The organism is Citrobacter sp. Cpo012 (assembly GCF_030333015.1).
GTDB classification, from domain to species: Bacteria; Pseudomonadota; Gammaproteobacteria; order Enterobacterales; family Enterobacteriaceae; genus Citrobacter; species Citrobacter portucalensis.
Genome location: NZ_JAOWGR010000030.1, coordinates 62,881 through 80,270, shown reverse-complemented (window position 1 = coordinate 80,270; position 17,390 = coordinate 62,881). Strand labels below are relative to the sequence as shown.

General features: G+C 44.9%; 13 protein-coding genes. 11 read left to right on the top strand and 2 right to left on the bottom strand.

Annotation, left to right across the window (positions count from 1 at the left end):
• Positions 1-8 precede the first annotated feature (8 nt).
• Positions 9-905, top strand: a complete 897-nt coding sequence (locus OGX90_RS02605; protein ID WP_286623087.1) for a dihydrodipicolinate synthase family protein — start codon at positions 9-11, stop codon at positions 903-905.
• Positions 906-984: 79 nt separating this feature from the next.
• Positions 985-2,136, top strand: a complete 1,152-nt coding sequence (gene fucO, locus OGX90_RS02600; RefSeq protein ID WP_048224064.1) for a lactaldehyde reductase — start codon at positions 985-987, stop codon at positions 2,134-2,136.
• Positions 2,137-2,189: 53 nt separating this feature from the next.
• Here fucO and OGX90_RS02595 read toward each other — a convergent pair whose 3' ends face one another.
• A complete protein-coding gene (locus OGX90_RS02595) occupies positions 2,190-2,801 on the bottom strand; it encodes a GntR family transcriptional regulator (protein WP_048216229.1) in 612 nt (203 codons plus the stop codon).
• Between the two features lie 529 nt (positions 2,802-3,330).
• Here OGX90_RS02595 and OGX90_RS02590 point away from each other — a divergent pair.
• The 8 genes from OGX90_RS02590 to OGX90_RS02555 all read left to right on the top strand — a co-directional run bounded on the left by OGX90_RS02590 (position 3,331) and on the right by OGX90_RS02555 (position 13,859).
• Positions 3,331-4,251 (top strand): helix-turn-helix transcriptional regulator, encoded by a 921-nt coding sequence (locus tag OGX90_RS02590; protein ID WP_103285325.1) that lies wholly within the window; start codon positions 3,331-3,333, stop codon positions 4,249-4,251.
• A gap of 38 nt (positions 4,252-4,289) precedes the next feature.
• A complete protein-coding gene (locus OGX90_RS02585; RefSeq protein WP_048235248.1) occupies positions 4,290-5,387 on the top strand; it encodes a hypothetical protein in 1,098 nt (365 codons plus the stop codon).
• Positions 5,388-5,433: 46 nt separating this feature from the next.
• Positions 5,434-7,005, top strand: a complete 1,572-nt coding sequence (locus tag OGX90_RS02580; RefSeq protein ID WP_048235249.1) for an ATP--cob(I)alamin adenosyltransferase — start codon at positions 5,434-5,436, stop codon at positions 7,003-7,005.
• Positions 7,002-7,268: a YkgJ family cysteine cluster protein gene (locus OGX90_RS02575; protein WP_286573524.1), complete on the top strand. Its 267-nt coding sequence runs from the start codon at positions 7,002-7,004 to the stop codon at positions 7,266-7,268. Before OGX90_RS02580 ends, OGX90_RS02575 begins: the two co-directional genes overlap by 4 nt.
• Before the next feature lie 268 nt (positions 7,269-7,536).
• Complete coding sequence (locus tag OGX90_RS02570; protein ID WP_284658631.1) at positions 7,537-8,733, top strand: tyrosine-type recombinase/integrase; 1,197 nt, start codon at positions 7,537-7,539, stop codon at positions 8,731-8,733.
• A gap of 303 nt (positions 8,734-9,036) precedes the next feature.
• On the top strand, positions 9,037-9,594 hold the full coding sequence (locus tag OGX90_RS02565; RefSeq protein WP_071994603.1) for a hypothetical protein: 558 nt from the start codon (positions 9,037-9,039) through the stop codon (positions 9,592-9,594).
• Positions 9,595-9,912: 318 nt separating this feature from the next.
• The gene (locus OGX90_RS02560; RefSeq protein WP_032410149.1) at positions 9,913-10,722 is read left to right on the top strand and encodes a Hachiman antiphage defense system protein HamA; all 810 of its coding nucleotides are present in this window, start codon (positions 9,913-9,915) and stop codon (positions 10,720-10,722) included.
• A complete protein-coding gene (locus OGX90_RS02555; protein ID WP_097357500.1) occupies positions 10,719-13,859 on the top strand; it encodes a DEAD/DEAH box helicase in 3,141 nt (1,046 codons plus the stop codon). Before OGX90_RS02560 ends, OGX90_RS02555 begins: the two co-directional genes overlap by 4 nt.
• Before the next feature lie 268 nt (positions 13,860-14,127).
• Here the strand turns inward: OGX90_RS02555 and OGX90_RS02550 are convergent, their stop codons facing one another.
• Positions 14,128-16,836 (bottom strand): TrlF family AAA-like ATPase, encoded by a 2,709-nt coding sequence (locus OGX90_RS02550; RefSeq protein ID WP_286623078.1) that lies wholly within the window; start codon positions 16,834-16,836, stop codon positions 14,128-14,130.
• Positions 16,837-17,037: 201 nt separating this feature from the next.
• On the opposite strand from OGX90_RS02550, the gene arsR reads away from it, so the two are divergent.
• Positions 17,038-17,382: an As(III)-sensing metalloregulatory transcriptional repressor ArsR gene (arsR, locus tag OGX90_RS02545; protein WP_096875271.1), complete on the top strand. Its 345-nt coding sequence runs from the start codon at positions 17,038-17,040 to the stop codon at positions 17,380-17,382.
• Positions 17,383-17,390 lie beyond the last annotated feature (8 nt).

Below are 17,390 nucleotides of genomic sequence, written 5' to 3'. Positions count from 1 at the left end.
AATATATTATGTCTGAAAATCATGCTCAATTTCACGGTGCATGGTGCCCATCAATTACGCCTTTTGATCAACAAGGAAATATTGATTTATCGGCACTGCAGCAGCATTTGCGACGGTTGGAAGAGGCTGGGACTCATGTCGTATTGCTAATGGGAAGTATTGGGGAGTTCACCGCATTAACGCTGGATGAACGACTGATGCTTATCCGTGAGGCACGGAAAATGTCATCGCGGCCGCTGGTGGCAAATATCTCAGCTACCTGTATGGCGGATATGATACGTCTGGCAGAAGAGGCCTGGCATTGCGGGTATCAAGCAGTGATGATTCTACCTCACTACTATTTTCAACAAACGCCGGCCCAACTATTGGCATACTACCGCGATCTGGGGCAGCGCCTGAATGGAAAATGGTTCGCATACAACTTTCCTGCCCGAACTGGATGCGACCTGGACGCGGTACTGGTAGCGCAATTAGCGGCAGAATTTCCCAATTTTGTGGGTGTTAAAGATACTGTTGATTGTCTCTCTCATACTCGCGCAATTATTCAGAAAGTCGCGTCCGTTAGAGACGATTTTGTTGTTCTGTCCGGTTATGATGAATATCTTATCCCAAATCTTCTCGCGGGTGGCGCGGGAGTTATTTCAGGATTAAATAATATTTGCCCCGAACTTTTTGTGCAGGCAATTAAAGCCTGGGATGAAAATGATCTTACCCAGCTTACTGGCATACAGCGTGAGATAAGCCGACTTTCTGCTATTTATAATATTGGTAATGATTTTGTTACTACAATTAAAACCACAGTGGCTCATAAGTTTCAGTATTCTGGAGAGAAATCAAGAAGCTTTGCGGGGGAACTAACTCGTCAGGAATCGCAACAGATTGACATAATGTTCAGTATCCAATAATCAAAAATCAATAACAGCACACATTATGCCACGGCAATGCTGTATTGCTGTTATATCTCTCTGTTATAAGGTATAGAATATGTCTTATAGAATGATATTAAATGAAACCTCATATTTTGGCGTGGGTTCAATTAACGCTATCGTTGATGAAGTTAAAAAGCGAGGTTTTAAAAAAGCGCTGGTAGTTACTGACCACGATCTTATCCAGTTTAATGTAGCGACCAAGGTACTTGATATTCTTGATAGCGCAGGGTTGCCTTACCAAATTTTTGATAAGGTCATACCTAACCCTACGATTGACGTCGTGCAGCAAGGTGTTGAGGCATTTCGTCAGGCGGGGGCAGATTACCTGGTCGCTATTGGTGGCGGTTCACCGCAGGATACGTGCAAAGCGGTAGGGATAATCATTAACAACCCTGAGTTTGCCGATGTCCGCAGCCTCGAAGGTGGGGCTGACACTAAAAATGCCGCTGTACCGATGATTGCCATTCCAACGACCGCGGGTACGGCAGCTGAGGTGACTATTAACTATGTGATTACCGATGTAGAGAACCGACGTAAGTTCGTTTGCTACGATCCTCATGCTATTCCGGTCGTTGCCATTATTGATGCTGACATGATGGCCAGCATGCCGCCCAGTTTAAAAGCGGCAACCGGTGTTGACGCACTGACTCATGCAATCGAAGGATATATTACGAAAGGGGCATGGGAATTAACCGATACGCTTCATTTAAAGGCGATTGAGATGATAGGGCGTTCGCTACGCGGTTCGATACAGGGAATCGCCCAGGACGCTGAAGGCATGGCGGTGGGGCAGTATATTGCCGGGATGGGCTTTTCTAATGTCGGATTGGGCCTGGTGCATGGGATGGCCCATCCTCTGGGTGCATTCTATGGTACGCCACACGGCGTCGCCAATGCAGTGCTATTGCCGCATATCATGGCATACAACGCCGAGTTTACAGGAGACAAATATCGCCAAATTGCACAGGCTTTGGGCAATACTCAGGCCATGGTGATGCCGATCGAAGAGGCGCGTCAGGCGGCCGTTGAAGCCGTGGCACAGCTTAACCGAGACGTAAATATTCCCGCCCGACTGCGCGATATCGGCATGAAATATGAAGATATCGATGCTCTGGCAGCCGCGGCAATGGCGGACGTCTGTACAGGTGGAAACCCTCGAGATACCTGTATTGAAGAGATTAAGGCGTTGTACCGACAACTCTACTAATTTTTAACTTTCCACATGACCGGTAGAAATACCGGTCATGTTATATGCATAGCCTATTTAAAGCTGGAGAACAGGCGGTTGTAGGAGTTGTTGACGTGATGGGCAATGGCCTCACGGGTTTGTTCTATATCGCGGGCAATAATACCGGCGCAAATTTTCAAATGTTCTTTGGATGAATCAATAATTGAATCATTTTTCATTTTGTCTGAACGCAGCATGCGTAACCGGTCATACATGAAGGTCAGCGTTTTAGTCACAATAGCGTTGTGGCAATCGGATAGCATTTGTTCATGTAGCTCGTTATCAGCTTCGAGTAATAAAGACACATTCGAATCATGAAAACCGACTTCAATTTTATCTTTAATTGTCTGGTAGCGTTGCGGGTCCTGGTTCTCCCATGACAAATTCAATACCATAATTTCAATGTCTTTTCGGATCTGGAAAATATCACGTATTTCACTGAGCGTAATGGGTTTAATGGTTTTCGTTTTATTTTTGGAAGGCTCAATCCAGCCTTCAGTCATCAGGCGAAACAAAGCTTCGCGCAGCGGCGTACGGCTGACATTAAGTTCCTGACATAGCTCATTTTCTGAGATAGCCCCCACCAACTCATTGGCGATGATTTTGGCCTTCAATTGATGATATGTTTTTTCGCTGATGTTCATAGTCTGGCTTTAATGAGGGTCATAATCATGTTTAATGAGATACAAATTAGCCCCTTGTCACTATGAAATCAATGGGTAAGCCCGGTTGTACAACGAATTAGCTCGTGTTTCAACGACTCAGTCAGCAGCACTAACAGCTGCCAGCGCGTCCACATCCTTCTGCAGATGATGTTTTTTTACTCAGCGTGAAGAAACCAAATACCGGCGTTCATACCACGATACTGGCCATCATTAAGAAACTCTCCTGACAATCCACCTTTGCAAACTCAGCGTTGAATTTGGCTTAGTGGAAGAGATAGCCGTTAGCCAGTTTGATGAGGATGTATGTAGGTGGTCTTTTGGCCGCCATGTCTCTGGCATTTACTCCTGATGAGGAGCGCTTTTTGTCCCTAAAAATTGTCCAATGCGACTAATGGTCAAATAAATTGTCGATTTCTCTAAAAAAAATGATCAGCGTGCCGATACACTGACAGGATATGTCAGCATTTTATATATAATTCATGTCAGGAAAACAGAAAAGTAGGTGCTTATGGCTGATTCAGCAAGGAGTTGCTCAGCAGAACGTTTAGTCGATATCCTAATAGAGCTGCAAACTTGTGGCGTAGTGAATCGCTATCAGTTGATGAAGAAATTTAATATCACTGAACGAACGGTCTATCGTGATCTTAATATGCTTTCCTCCTTTATTGAGGGGTGTGGTGGAGGAGAGTATCGATTGATACCGATTCGCGCGCAGAATAATAGCGCCTATGCCCTTCATGACCCACTGGCAAAGCTGCTGGACGCCGACGCGGTTTTTCCTGATAGAGATGAGGATTTTTGGCTTAGCTTAGAAAAACGAGCGGTAGAACAGCATGTTAGAGTTCAGTTTGGTCGCCCTGAACATTCAGTCAGAAATGATTTGCGAAAGTATTTTAACTTATTAGAAAAAGCGATTCAGAAAAACAGTGTCTGTCATATTTTATATAAAGACAAAACGCGCACCGTTCACCCTTATAAATTAGTTAACCAGAAAAATATTTGGTATCTGCAGGCGACCGAGGACGGAAAGCTAAAGTCTTTTTCGTTAAGTAAAATTCGGTGGTTGGATATCCGGAAAGAGCATTTTACGGTCGATACACCCACACTGTCATTAATTGATGAGCATCGCGATCCTTGGGTAAGTGAAGAGACGTTTGAGGTGCGGGTGCGTATTAAACACAGCATTGCAGGCTACTTCGCAAGACGAGATTTACTGCCTCAGCAAGAATTAGTGCGTGAAGAGAATGATGGCGTGACTTTGCTTTGCAAGGCAGCACATCAGAATCAAATTATTCCACTAATTCTATTCTGGTTACCGAATATAGAAATTCTGGAACCTGAATGGTTGAAAAAAACGGTCATCAACATACTGCATAACTACATCACTGGCGATCGCGACTCTGTTCCTGTTCTGGAATGTGATGTGTAGCGGGTAACAACGACTTATTGCACAGGAGATTTTTATTTATGGCATTACCTTTCATTATTCTGGGCGTCGCGGCAGCGGCAACGGCGTTTGGTGGCAAAAAAGCTTATGATGGCTACCAGAAAAAATCAGAAGCCGACGATGTTTTAGATCGCGCGCAGCGTCGCTTTGATAAGCATAAAGAGAGCTTTGATCTGGCGAATGAAACAACGTCGAAAAAACTGGCCGAGCTGGGTGAAAAAGAACTGAAGATCGGTAAAGATTTCAATGAATTTAAAACGATTGCCGACGATCTGTTGGCGCGTATGGCTAAGGATGGGCATAAAGATCTTCGTCTGAAGGTACCGCAGCACAACATCAATAAAATTCAGAGTCTGGCGATTTCCGCTACGGAATACCTGACGACGGTCGTCGGTGCCGGGGTGTCCGGTGCTGCCGCTGGTTTTGCCGTGTACAGCGGTGTGATGGCATTTGCCGCAGCGTCTACCGGTACGCCGATTGCCGCCCTGTCTGGTGCGGCGGCGTATAACGCCACAATGGCGGCTATTGGCGGCGGTTCTCTGGCCGCAGGCGGCTGGGGAATGGCGGGCGGTGCGATGGTACTTGGTGGCGCGGTAGTGGCTCCGTTGATTGCTATCGCAGGCTGGGCTTACGATAGCCATGCCGAAAAGGCGCTTAACAATGCTTATCAAAGCTCCCGTGAAGTGACAGCTGCGGTGGAAAAAATGAATGCGGCTGAAGCGCAGCTGACGAAGGTGCAGCAGTATGTAAATAGCATTTATGAATCAATAACCCGTATGCATGGCGTCTTTGTTCAACACTACTTTGAACCGCTGAAAGCGATGCATGCCATCATTGTTGAGCGTCATGAGAAGAATATAACCACTGAGATTAGTGAGTCGGAAGAGATCATGGCTATTATCGACCATGGTTATGAATTAGCCGCCATCATGACCGACGTGATCACCACGCCGCTGTTCAAGCCGGTGACGCAGGAAAACGGTGAAGCTGTTATCGAAGATGGCGTGATCCAACTGCAAACCGACAGCAACGGTATGAACCTGCTGAACAAAGAGATTCTGGACGAAAAACTGGCGGTTTCTGCTTCTGAGTTTGACGCATTTTCTTCTCGTATTTAATCGACGCGCCGGGCGAATCTGCCCGGCATTGCTATGGGCGAGCACAATGAACACAGCCAGGTTTGACTGGGGTGAAGAGTTACATCAGACGGTGGTTAAGAGTCTGACCACCTCTTTTGGGTTGGATTTTCTCTTGCTGGAGGATAAACACGGCGGCGATGTGAATACCATTCATAACGCTCGCGAGGGAGTGTATGCCACCGACGCCGAGCGTCAACGGTACGAGCAACGTGAAGGGTATGATTCTCATCATTACCATAGCCACGAAAACTACATTGCCACCAACCGGGCGGGAAAAAAGGCGCACGAGGCCGGTACGTTGACCGATACCTACACCGGTGAGAAATTTGCGGCTAATGATAAAAAGAACCTCGACCATATTATTGCCGCCCATGAAATTCACAACGATCCAGGGCGTATCCTTGCCGAATGCGATGGTGCCGATCTGGCTAATGATTCATCAAATCTGACCTTCACGAATGAGTCGCTGAATAAGGCGAAGAAGGCGAAAACGATGGATGCCTTCGTGCAAACGCTACAAGAACAGCATGCTGTGACCACGCAGGAAATTGCCCGTTTACGCAGCCAGCCAATGCTTTCCGAGCAAGAGCAAAAACAGCTGAATAAGCTGGAAAATAAAGCCGCCGCCGATTTTGAACGGATGAAAGAGGCCGACAAAAAGGCGCGGGCAAAATACAACAGTACGATCAATCAGGAATATTATACCAGCAGTAAGTTTGCGAAGAATGTCGCCACCGCCACAATGAACAATGCGTTTCGCATGGGAACGCGGCAGATGTTGGGACTGATTCTGGCAGAGACCTGGTTTGAGTTCCGCGCGCGTATTCCCGTGATGTTTGAGAAGCATCGTCATTCATTCGATGCCGGAGACTTCCTGCAAGATGCGGCGGAGGCATTACGCGCAGTCTGGCAGCGAGTGCAGGGTAAATTCAGCACTTTCCTGACGTCCTTTAAAGACGGAGCCATCGGTGGCGTGCTCTCCAGCATTACGACGACGCTCTTCAATATCTTCTTTACGACTAAGAAGATGATGGTGCGCCTGATTCGTGAGATGTGGAACAATTTGGTACAGGCCTTTAAAGTTATGGTCTTTAACCCTGAAGGCTTAGCGCCGGGGCAGCTCGCTAAAGCGGTAAGCAAGCTGGTGGCTGCGGGTGTGGCCGTGGCTGCTGGTGTGGTGGTTAACGAAGCTTTAGCCAAGATGCTCGTCTTTCCTTTTGGTCCGGAACTGGCCGCTTTCTGCGGTGCGCTGGCGACAGGTATTCTGACGCTGGTAATGAACTACTTCCTGGAACACAGCGCATTGATGAAAAAGGTCTGGGCGTTTCTGGATACGTTTAAAGATAAGTATCAGAAAGCACTAGAGTATTATCAACAGGTGAATGCTGAACTCGATCGTTATCTACTGGAGCTTTCGGCGTTAGAGTTTGCTATTGATACGTCAGCGTTATCGCGTTTCTCGCTGCATCTTAACGCGGTGAACAGTGAAATTGAGCGTGGTTTGTTGCTGCGTGCAGAGGTTGAGCGCCGAAATATTGCGCTACCGTTTGAAGCAGGGAATACCCGCTCTGTACGTAGCTGGTTAAGTAAGCTATGACGCTCACGCCCCAGTTTCCCTGTAACCAGTGTGGCGCTTGTTGTCGCCACGTCGATCGCGCCAGTGAAACGCAGTTTCTTGATCGCGGTGACGGCATTTGTCGTCACTATCAGATGGAGACAAAGCTGTGCGCGATTTATGAAACACGTCCGCTTATTTGCCAGGTAGAAAAGCAGTATCAGCTTAACTACCAACAGCAATATAGCTGGCAGGAGTTCATTACGCTTAATCGTGAAGCGTGTTTAATTCTGGAGAAACTGTAGGGCAGTGTGCTTCACGAAGGGATCAGCGTCAATATGTACTCATTATGGAGTTGGCTCGCTTTCGTAATGCGAAGGTCGTAGGTTCGACTCCTATTATCGGCACCATTTCAAACTCTTCTCAAGTCTACCGAAATCAACTCAAAGCCCTTATACTGCGGTTTCTAGCCCGTAGCTTATCTCCTGTTATCAACTGTATTCAACCGAAATCAAGTTACAGTTGGGGGCATAAGTGGGGGCATTCTGTGTTCGGTCCAGGGAGATGCCCCCAATGAAGCTAAATGCGCGACAGGTAGATGCAGCTAAACCCAGAGAGAAAGCCTATAAGCTGGCAGATGGTGCTGGTTTGTATCTTGAGGTTGTTCCCTCTGGCTCCCGATACTGGCGGATGAAATATCGCTTCAATGGAAAAGAGAAGCGTATGGCTTTTGGGGTCTATCCGGCAGTGTCCCTTGCACAAGCGAGAGCACTGCGTGATGAAGCCAAGAAAAAACTGGCCGAGGGTATCGATCCATCGTTTGCCAAGAAAGAAGAAAAGCTGGTTCGGGATGTGCAGCTCAATAATACGTTTCAGGCAGTTGCGCTTGAATGGCACGGAACGAAGGTGAGCCGATGGTCAGAAGGTTATGCCTCCGACATTATCGAAGCTTTCAATAAAGATATTTTCCCCTATATAGGCCAGCAACCGGTGAATGAAATCAAACCGCTAGTTCTGCTGAATGTGCTACGTCGAATGGAAAGCCGTGGTGCGACAGAGAAGGCTAAGAAGGTTCGCCAGCGCTGCAGCGAAGTCTTTCGTTACGCCATCGTTACCGGCCGTGCGGAATACAATCCTGCGGCGGATCTAACCAGCGCGATGTCAGGGCATGAATCAAAGCATTATCCCTTCCTTACTGTTGAGGAGTTACCTGATTTCTTCAAAGCTCTCTCAGGCTATACAGGAAGTCCGCTGGTTGTTCTTGCCGCTCGTCTGCTGATCCTTACGGGAGTCCGTACTGGCGAGCTTCGAGGTGCTTTCTGGAGTGAGTTTGATCTTGAGAAAGCGGTGTGGGAAATTCCTGCCGAGCGAATGAAGATGAAACGGCCTCACCTTATCCCCCTCTCTACCCAAGCGCTGGAGATCGTACAGCAGCTCAAAGTGATGTCTGGGCAATATCCTCTGGTGTTTCCAGGAAGGAATGACCCCCGTAAAACGATGAGCGAAGCGAGTATAAATCAGGTGTTCAAGCGGATTGGATACACGGGGAAGGTAACGGGGCATGGTTTCCGTCACACGATGAGTACGATTTTGCACGAGGAAGGGTTCAATACGGCATGGATTGAAACCCAGCTTGCGCATGTCGATAAGAATGCGATTCGTGGGACGTACAACCATGCGTTGTATCTGGAAGGGCGGAGGGAGATGATGCAGTGGTATGCGGATTACATTGATAACATTGGTAAATTTAATCTAATCATAGCATCATAATTTCACCTACAAACTTAGCTACTTATTCGTTAGATAAAGTGAAAATACAAGCAGGTCTCCTTCAAAACGGAGGAGTTCCATACCAGAAAATTTCTTTTTTTGCTGAGTTTCATTTCTGCTTTCTGGAGAAAAATTACATTTACTTCTGAAGATCTGCTTAGTTATGTAAGTTCAAACGATAGATACAAACGCAGGCTATAACGCTCTGTGAGGGATTCAGAAAGTCGATTGAATGTAGTGCCAATGGGGCACGGTAAGATATGTGAGTTTTACCTTTAAACTGACCATGCTAATGGAGGCATAATGGCTCGTATCGCTTGTCTTGGATGGGGTTCCTTAATTTGGGAGCCAAGAGGTTTACCTGTTCAGGGGAAATGGTCTGAGGATGGCCCACTTATATCCGTTGAATTCGCCAGACAGTCGCTAGATGGACGGATTACGCTTGTGCTAGTCGAAACTGATCGATTAGTGCCTTCCCTGTGGGCGATAATGGAATCAGTGGATCTTACCTCTAGTATTGAGGCTTTACGTTGCCGTGAAGGTATCCCAATAAAAAATATTGAAAAGCATGTTTGCAGGTGGTCTGCTGGTCAGCCTTCTCCAAAACTGATCCCAGGATTGTCTGAATGGGCTGACACCAATAACGTGGACCATGTGGTATGGACCGGTCTCCCTCCAAAATTCAACGGTAAAGAAATCCTTCCAACAGCCGAAAAAATTGTGAAGTATTTAGAACAACTATCTGGAGAACAAAGAGATAGGGCGGAGCAATACATTCGTCGTGCACCGCGTCAGATCGACACCATGTATCGGCGTATTATTGAATCATCGCTCCAGTGGCATTCAACGGGCGGTGAATAGGTATCTGGTCAGACCTGTGTTGAGGGCTGACATTTTAGCATGTGTTTGAGCTGATTAAGAGGAGGCAGGCTAGGGTTTCGCGGGTGCGTATAAACAGAATAAGATACCTTAACTCAGACTCGAGGACGTCCGTCATAAATGTCAGCCCCAAAACTACTAATTGCGGTGGCAAGTATGCCGTAAATTACCCCACTGCAAACCAGTAATTGTTTACGAGGTTACTATCCCCCGTTTAATCTAATGTTTTGACAGCATTGTTACAGTAGTAATGGATTGCCGATCTTGTTTTAAGGTGAATGCCCAACAAAAGGAGCTGTTATGCTACCCGACCATTTAAAAGGTTTACATTTAAGGTCAGCAGGTTTGATAACCGTTGAAGGCCGGACCATAAATGTTTGGGAGTTCTCGCCCCCAACTGATCCGGCGATTCTTGACAGTTGGGCACTGCATTTTCGTCGGCAATACTGTACAGACCAGGAGCTTCCTGAGCTCTTGTGCGGGACAGGAATGACGATAGAACAGTATCTAAATGCACATATTTTCCCCGACAAAGTCAAGGCTCCCGGGCCATCAATTCGTTCTGGTGATTTCGCTGAATTTCTCATTTCCGACTACTTGGAGTTCACGCTCAATCTGTGGGTGCCCCGAGGAAAATACGCTGACAAAGCCAGCAACAATGAGTCCGTCAAAGGCGTTGATATACTAGGCTTCCATCAGTTGGATATTGCTACTCCCAATCGAGGGGATGCCCTTTATGCCTTTGAAGTTAAAGCGTCTCTTTCAGGTGGTATATATGGTGGCCAGCTCCAAAACGCTGTTGACGATGGTTCTAACGATCAACACATAAGGCAAGCTTTCACGTTAAACGCCACTAAACGTAGGTACCTTCGTGAAGGAAAGACACTGGAAGTGAGCCGAATTGCACGGTTTCAGAATCCTGCAGATAACCCTTATACATATTACTCAGGTGCGGTTGCTGTTCTTTGCAACACAGCTTTCAATGAAGAAGAGCTTGCCAAGACACTGGCCAACACGCACTCAAATGAGGCAGCACTTTATCTGATGGTTGTGAGATCCGATCTTCAGATGAAACTGGTTCATGAACTTTACGAGAGGGCCTGCAAATGAAGGCTGGATTCAATAGCAAACGCCTCTTTGGCATAACACGCTCGAAAGGTAAGATGTACGAGTTTGGTCTGGATGAGTCTCTGCATCTCAGAATGCCTGAAGGTTCAGATCCTCTGCAGCTGTTTATTATGACCGTAGCAACCTTGGGCGACGTTACCGGGGTGCTGGCTGAGCTGTCACTGCCATTAGTTTCTCTTCCCCCTGAGCCGCAAGCGGAGCTGAATTTCTGCGCCAGCTTTTTTGACGCAGTTCTGGATTCAGGATTTGCACAAGGCCTCGAAAGCACAACATTACTATTAGCCTCTGCCGCCTATTATGTGGCTCGACGCCCGGGAAGTAGCTTAGTCCTTGCCCGTCGAATTGAACCTAAAGAAGAAGACAACAATGTTGAGCATTTGCTTCAATGGTTGCTCAAAGCGGACTGGAGGACTTACTGGCTTTTAGACGACAAACGTTATGGACCGCTGCTAACATCGTTTTCGCGTGCTGTTGCTAACCATTTTGCCGAAGGTACCCAGCTACAAGAGATTGATGTACTGATGAAACTCCTCAGGAATGAGGCTTATAAAATGGGCACTCCCGAGGAAGTGCTTTATGCAGATGTCGCCATATCGATTTGTCGTATGAGGCTTGCAGCATCTGCTTGGGTAACCCTCTCCCAATATTCAGGTTTATCAGTGGATCATTGGCGGCCGGTCATTCAGAGGGAACGCTTTCCTAAAGAACTCTGGCCTTCTCAGATTCTTTTAGGGGAAAGAGGGATATTCAGAGGTGACTCGGGCTTGATTCAGATGCCTACAAGTGCCGGGAAAACTAGGTCGATTGAGTTAGTTCTGCGCAGTGCATTCATGTCTGGGCGCACGAAGCTTGCGGTTGTGGTTGCACCCTTTCGGGCACTCTGCCATGAAATTGCCTTATCACTTCGGCAAGATTTGGCCGGCGATGACATTAAAGTCAATGAACTGACGGATGCCTTGCAGATTGACTTCGTTGAACAAATTGCTGACCTTCTGGGAAGTGCCCCGCCCTCAACATCGAACGTATTAGTCCTCACACCCGAAAAGTTTCTCTATGTGCTGCGTCAGTCCTCTCAGGCTTTGAAACACATTGGTCTTGTCGTTTACGACGAGGGGCACCAGTTTGATACTGGCGTGAGAGGTATAACCTATGAATTGTTGCTCACCGAAATCAAGGGATTGCTGCCTGATACAGCGCAGACTCTACTTATTTCAGCTGTGATGCAAAATCCACAGGCCATTGCTAGCTGGCTGATGGGTGAGGATAAGGCACAGGTTATTGACGGCGCAACGCTATTACCTACGAGCCGGTCTGTTGCCTTTGCAAGCTGGACAGAGTCGCTTGGACAGTTAATGTTTCATGAAAATGGATATGACAAAGAGGACTACTTTGTTCCGAGAATAATCGAAGCGGCACAGCTATCGGGAATTAAAGCAGACAGCTCGATATTTCCGACCCGGACGAAATCGAGCGACGTATCGCTCTATTTGGGTCTACGCGTTATTAGTAAGGGATCCGTAGCTATTTTCTGTGGGACAAAGTTGATTGCAAATGGTATAGCAAAAAGGGCTGTCCAGATTGCGGATGCAGGATATAACACGTTATGGCCTTCAACCTACGCTAATCCTGAAGAAGTCATGGCACTGAAAACTATTATTGAGGGTAATTTCGGTAGCAATTCCTTTCTTTTAAAAGCTGCAAAGCTGGGTATATACACGCATCACAGTAATACACCTCAGGGTATACGCTTAGCACTAGAACATGGTATGCAGAAAGGACTGATTAACTTTATTGCATGCACATCTACGCTTGCTCAAGGTGTAAACTTGCCTATTCGCTATCTTATCGTGCAGGGAGTATATCAGGGGGTAGGACGTGTCAAAGTTCGCGACTTCCAGAATCTTATTGGGCGTGCCGGTCGTGCAGGGATGCATACTGAGGGGGTTGTAATCTTCGCTGATTCAACAGTTTGGGACAGAAGGAAAAATTGGCAGGAAGGATGGAAATTTCAAAGCGCTGTGGAGCTTCTCTCTCCTGACCGCGCTGAAGGCGTTACCAGTTCACTCCTTTTATTGTTAAAACCTTTTGCACTCCCCCGTAACCAAGAATTGCCCTTTGCTGGGGGCGATTTGCTGGATTTTATGGATAAGGAGGTTGAGTGGGAAGGCTGGGCTAATCTGGTGGCGGATTCAGACCCTCGCCTCAGTAAGTCGCAAAAAGATGCTCTAGTAAAAGCGCTGTTGAGCTCCTTGGCAGAACGGAAAAAGATGACGCATACACTTGAAAGCTATCTAATGGCAAACTGTGCTGCGATGGATGCAACCGCCTTTGAACAGAGGGCCGGGGAACTTGCACGCGAGACATTGGCGTACTCGCTTGCCTCTGCCGAAGAGGCTGAGAAACTTGAAGAATACTTCAGATTGGTTGCCAGACGTATTGAGTCGGTTGAGAGCTCACCCTTAAAGCAGGCATTCTTCGGCAAGACATTGCTGGGCGCAAAGCAGACTAAATTTATTGAAGTATGGTCAGGCGAACATAGAGCAATGCTGCTAGCGCTGGATTCCTCTAATGGATGGCTCAATGCCGTCTGGCCACTACTGACCGAGCTCTGCGACAATCGTTTTTTCCGTAGCGTCGAGCCTGCAGGTGCAGGGTTCGAGATCGCACTTTCGTGGATGTGCGGAATGAGTTACGGAGAAATCTTCAAGAAAGCATCTCAGATGCAGGTTAAAAAGAAAGCCGGTAAGCGTAAACAAAAAGTGAGTGACGACGATATTCTTAAGTTCTTGGAGAGCACACTGGCATTTGATTGTTCGCTCATTCTGGCAGCTCTTGCACAATTCCTTTTTAGTCCAGAGGAAATAATCGGAGAGCAAGGGGCATCGCTCGCTCATTTTCAGAAGAGCCTAAAAAATGGCCTCCCTGACGTGCTATCCATGAGTATATTTGAGGCGGGATTTGCTGACCGTTTTATTTCTCAAGCTATTCGCGACGCTCTCCTCCAGGATGGATATGGAGGCAGCTCATTTGATGAGGCTAGGCAAAATCATTTAAGCGTTATTGAGCAAGTTGTCAAAGGAACCCCTGCTTATTTCAATTACGTTTTAAGCTCATACTGATGTCTGGTGGACTCGTAGCACGGTGCATTATGCTGCATGGGTTCCACCACACGATGCGTACCATTTTGCATGAATAGAAATTTAACACTGTCTTGAGTGAATTACAGCTTGCTCACGTCGATAAAAACTAATCCGCGAAACGTATAACACGCTAGCGTTTATGTGGGTTATATAGTGATATAGAGAACTCTTGTTTACTTTTAAAATACTAAGAGCTATATATTCTTGAGTCTAATTGTAGCAATCCTTTGCTACAATTAGATTATTCTTACATTTTAAGTAAGCGATTATATCTTAAGTTGAAGGCCTCTTTACCACCTTCCATTATCTCACAAACATTAAGTCTGACATCAGTGTCACATAAACCACCTGCAGATAGTAATTGCACCTGACCGCCGTTAAAATGCATAACATTTATGTACTCAGCATCTCCATTTACAACTATGTTTGGGTTGTGGGTAATGATTATAATTTGTCTTCTTCTTTTATTGCTATGTATTTGAGATACTATTAACTTATTGATTAGAGCATTATCTAAATCATCTTCTGGTTGATCGACTACTATTGGATTATCTCCATGACTTAACAGGAATGCGAGAATTGCAGCGGCTTTCTGTCCCGCAGAACCTCTGTCAATTGAGGCGAACTTCCCTTTTTCAACATCTCTTGCATATTCTACCAGTAAACGGTCTTGTGGAAGCCAATTAATTATTCTTTCTAATATTTCTGGCTGCGACTTTATTTTTTCACATAACGATGTTTTAAATCTGCCATCGACTCTATGTATAGTTACATCTTCACTTGCTGCAATTTTGAATATAGTATCCTTTATTTCTGAGATATATTTTATCGTTTTTCTTAAATCTCCACCATCATTTATTACTTTATAAAGTAAACTATCTTCACGATCATCTTGATAAATGGATGAATTGAACCCATTGCTATAACCTAGAATAGAACGGAAATCATTTTCAATATTGTTTTTATCTCCAAATGGAATGATTGACATTTTAACATATTTATTATTCCCAATTACTGAACGGATGAATTTCTCTCGTTTTTTTTGTAGGCGTCTACGTAAGATGTAACTCAAGGAAATCGAACGATTAAAATCTGTTTTGTAAGACTCAAGTTTATTTTCTTCTTCTACGATTTCATCTAACTGTTTTTGTGTGTTATTTCTTTTTTCGATCCATTGTTCATATTCTTGAGGGTTCAGTTCATGCCCTTTGCTTTCGTAAGTTTGAACAACGTCCTTATACCGATCAATGATTTTTTTACTATTTTTTTTCCATTCAGAGTTATCGAGTGCTTGTACGGTTTGCTGTACAATGTTGTCAATCTTTTCTTTTGATGATTTGATATCAGATATGACTTTATCAATTTCAGCAGTGAAATTTTTATGAATTTCACTTACTTCATTTTCATTTTCTAACTCATGTCCTAAATTAGATAAATCAAGAGGGACTATGTTAAAATCAATAATTGATTGTAATGCATTGCTCAAACTTTCTATTTGGAAACTATCTTCTATTTTTGTTTGTTTTTTTGATAGCGTTTGATAGTTATTAAAAACATCTTTATGCCCACCCTTTTCAAAGCTGGATATATCAGAGTTTAAGTCATCAATTTGTGCTTGAATAGAGGTTTTTTCAAGAGCGCTCAGCTCAATTTTCCTAATGCTTTTTGCTAAATTAATTGATGTAACTTGTTGGGAAGCTAATTTCTGTTTCCAGCTGGAAATATCTACTTGTGGTGTTCGATCAACTATGTTTAGTAAACTTTCAGGATTAGATGCTAAGGCATTGATTTGCTTTTGGCTATAAATGCTTATATTGAATCTTTCCTCTGGTTTGCCCGGAGCATCTTGCCACTCTTCATTTTCAAATTTCTTTATTTCAATGTCATTATTTTTTGTCCATATAACATTAAATAAATCATCACGCCTCTTTATTCCTACACTGATTTCGGTATCATCTCTAGTAACTCCATCAATAAAAGAATCTAGATCTCTTTTTATAGATTGTAAGCCGACTAACTCTTCAGATCTACCCATCGCAATTCGTAGTGATTCAACAAATGTTGATTTACCAGCGCCACGTCCACCAATTATAGCATTGAAGAGAGGGTGCAGTTTTATCTCAACAGGTTTTCCTGGGATAATTCCACAGTGGGTCATTTTTTTAATTGTTAGGTTGTTAATTGACAGGTTTGGTAGAGAATTAGGATCGTCAATTTCGTTACTTACGCAGAATTTATTATCGTATAATGCAAGCCTTAAACCATCAATTGTTGGTTTTCCCATCTTGATCCAAGAGGTATTAGCTCCTAGTCTAGACTTTTCGTGAGCATCAGAACCTTTAACTCTACCTATATCTTGAAATGTCTTTTGTAGTTCTACATCTACGCTATCAAGGAAGTTTAAATCGACAAATTCTGCTGCAACAATTTTTTTTGCCCATGTACTTATTTCTGAGTTGTTGTTTTTTATTCCCTTTAATAGCCCTTTAGGACCATCAATATGCGCAGGAATAGCAATTCCATTTTCCTTGCTTATCAGCTCAATTACTTTATCAACAGATTCGGTAGCGCATGTTGACTCTGCATCTCCATGTCCTTCCGTAATCCCACACATGCCAAGCACACCATTAATTTTAGCTGTGCCACAAGAGGGGTCAAAAATTGATAATATATGAACCCTAGATTGCCCGGTGCTTACGGTTATTTCACATCCTGGGAATAAAATTAATGGGCGATATTCTTGATAGGATGTTTCAAGCGCTTTTAGCTCTTGCTTCAAGATATCAATCCATGCCCCACTAACATGGTCAGTTACTGCAACGCAGTCAACCTCTCTTTCCATCAGGGCAATGAGCCACTCTTTTGCTGTTTCTGCTGGCGCTTTGTAATCTGATGAGGCAGGAGTGTGTGTATGAAAATCAAATTTATACCAATAGCTTCCTACATTAGTGTACATATCAAAGTCCTACTAAGTTATTAAGCTGAAACGTTTTATTGTTTTAAAACATGATGTTAAATCATATTTCCTATTCACATTTTTTACTATTAAATTTTAAAAATTTTGAGTTTTGCTTTCATATATGAAAAAATGCATGTGATGTTGATCGTTTCATTTTTCCGCGTGATAATGAATGTTTCCGTCAGAGGAGAAATTCCTATGAAGCCCCTACAACTCTTCAAAAACCTCTCCGATGAAACCCGTCTAGGGATCGTACTGCTGCTCAGAGAGATGGGAGAGCTGTGCGTGTGCGATCTCTGTACAGCGCTGGATCAGTCGCAGCCCAAGATCTCCCGCCATCTGGCAATGCTCCGGGAAAGCGGTCTATTGCTGGATCGCAAGCAGGGGAAATGGGTTCATTATCGCTTATCCCCGCATATTCCATCCTGGGCTGCTCAGGTGATTGAGCAGGCCTGGTTAAGCCAACAGGACGACGTACAGGCCATCGCCCGTAAGCTGGCATCGGCAAACTGCTCTGGTAGCGGTAAGGCTGTTTGCATCTAAAAAATTTG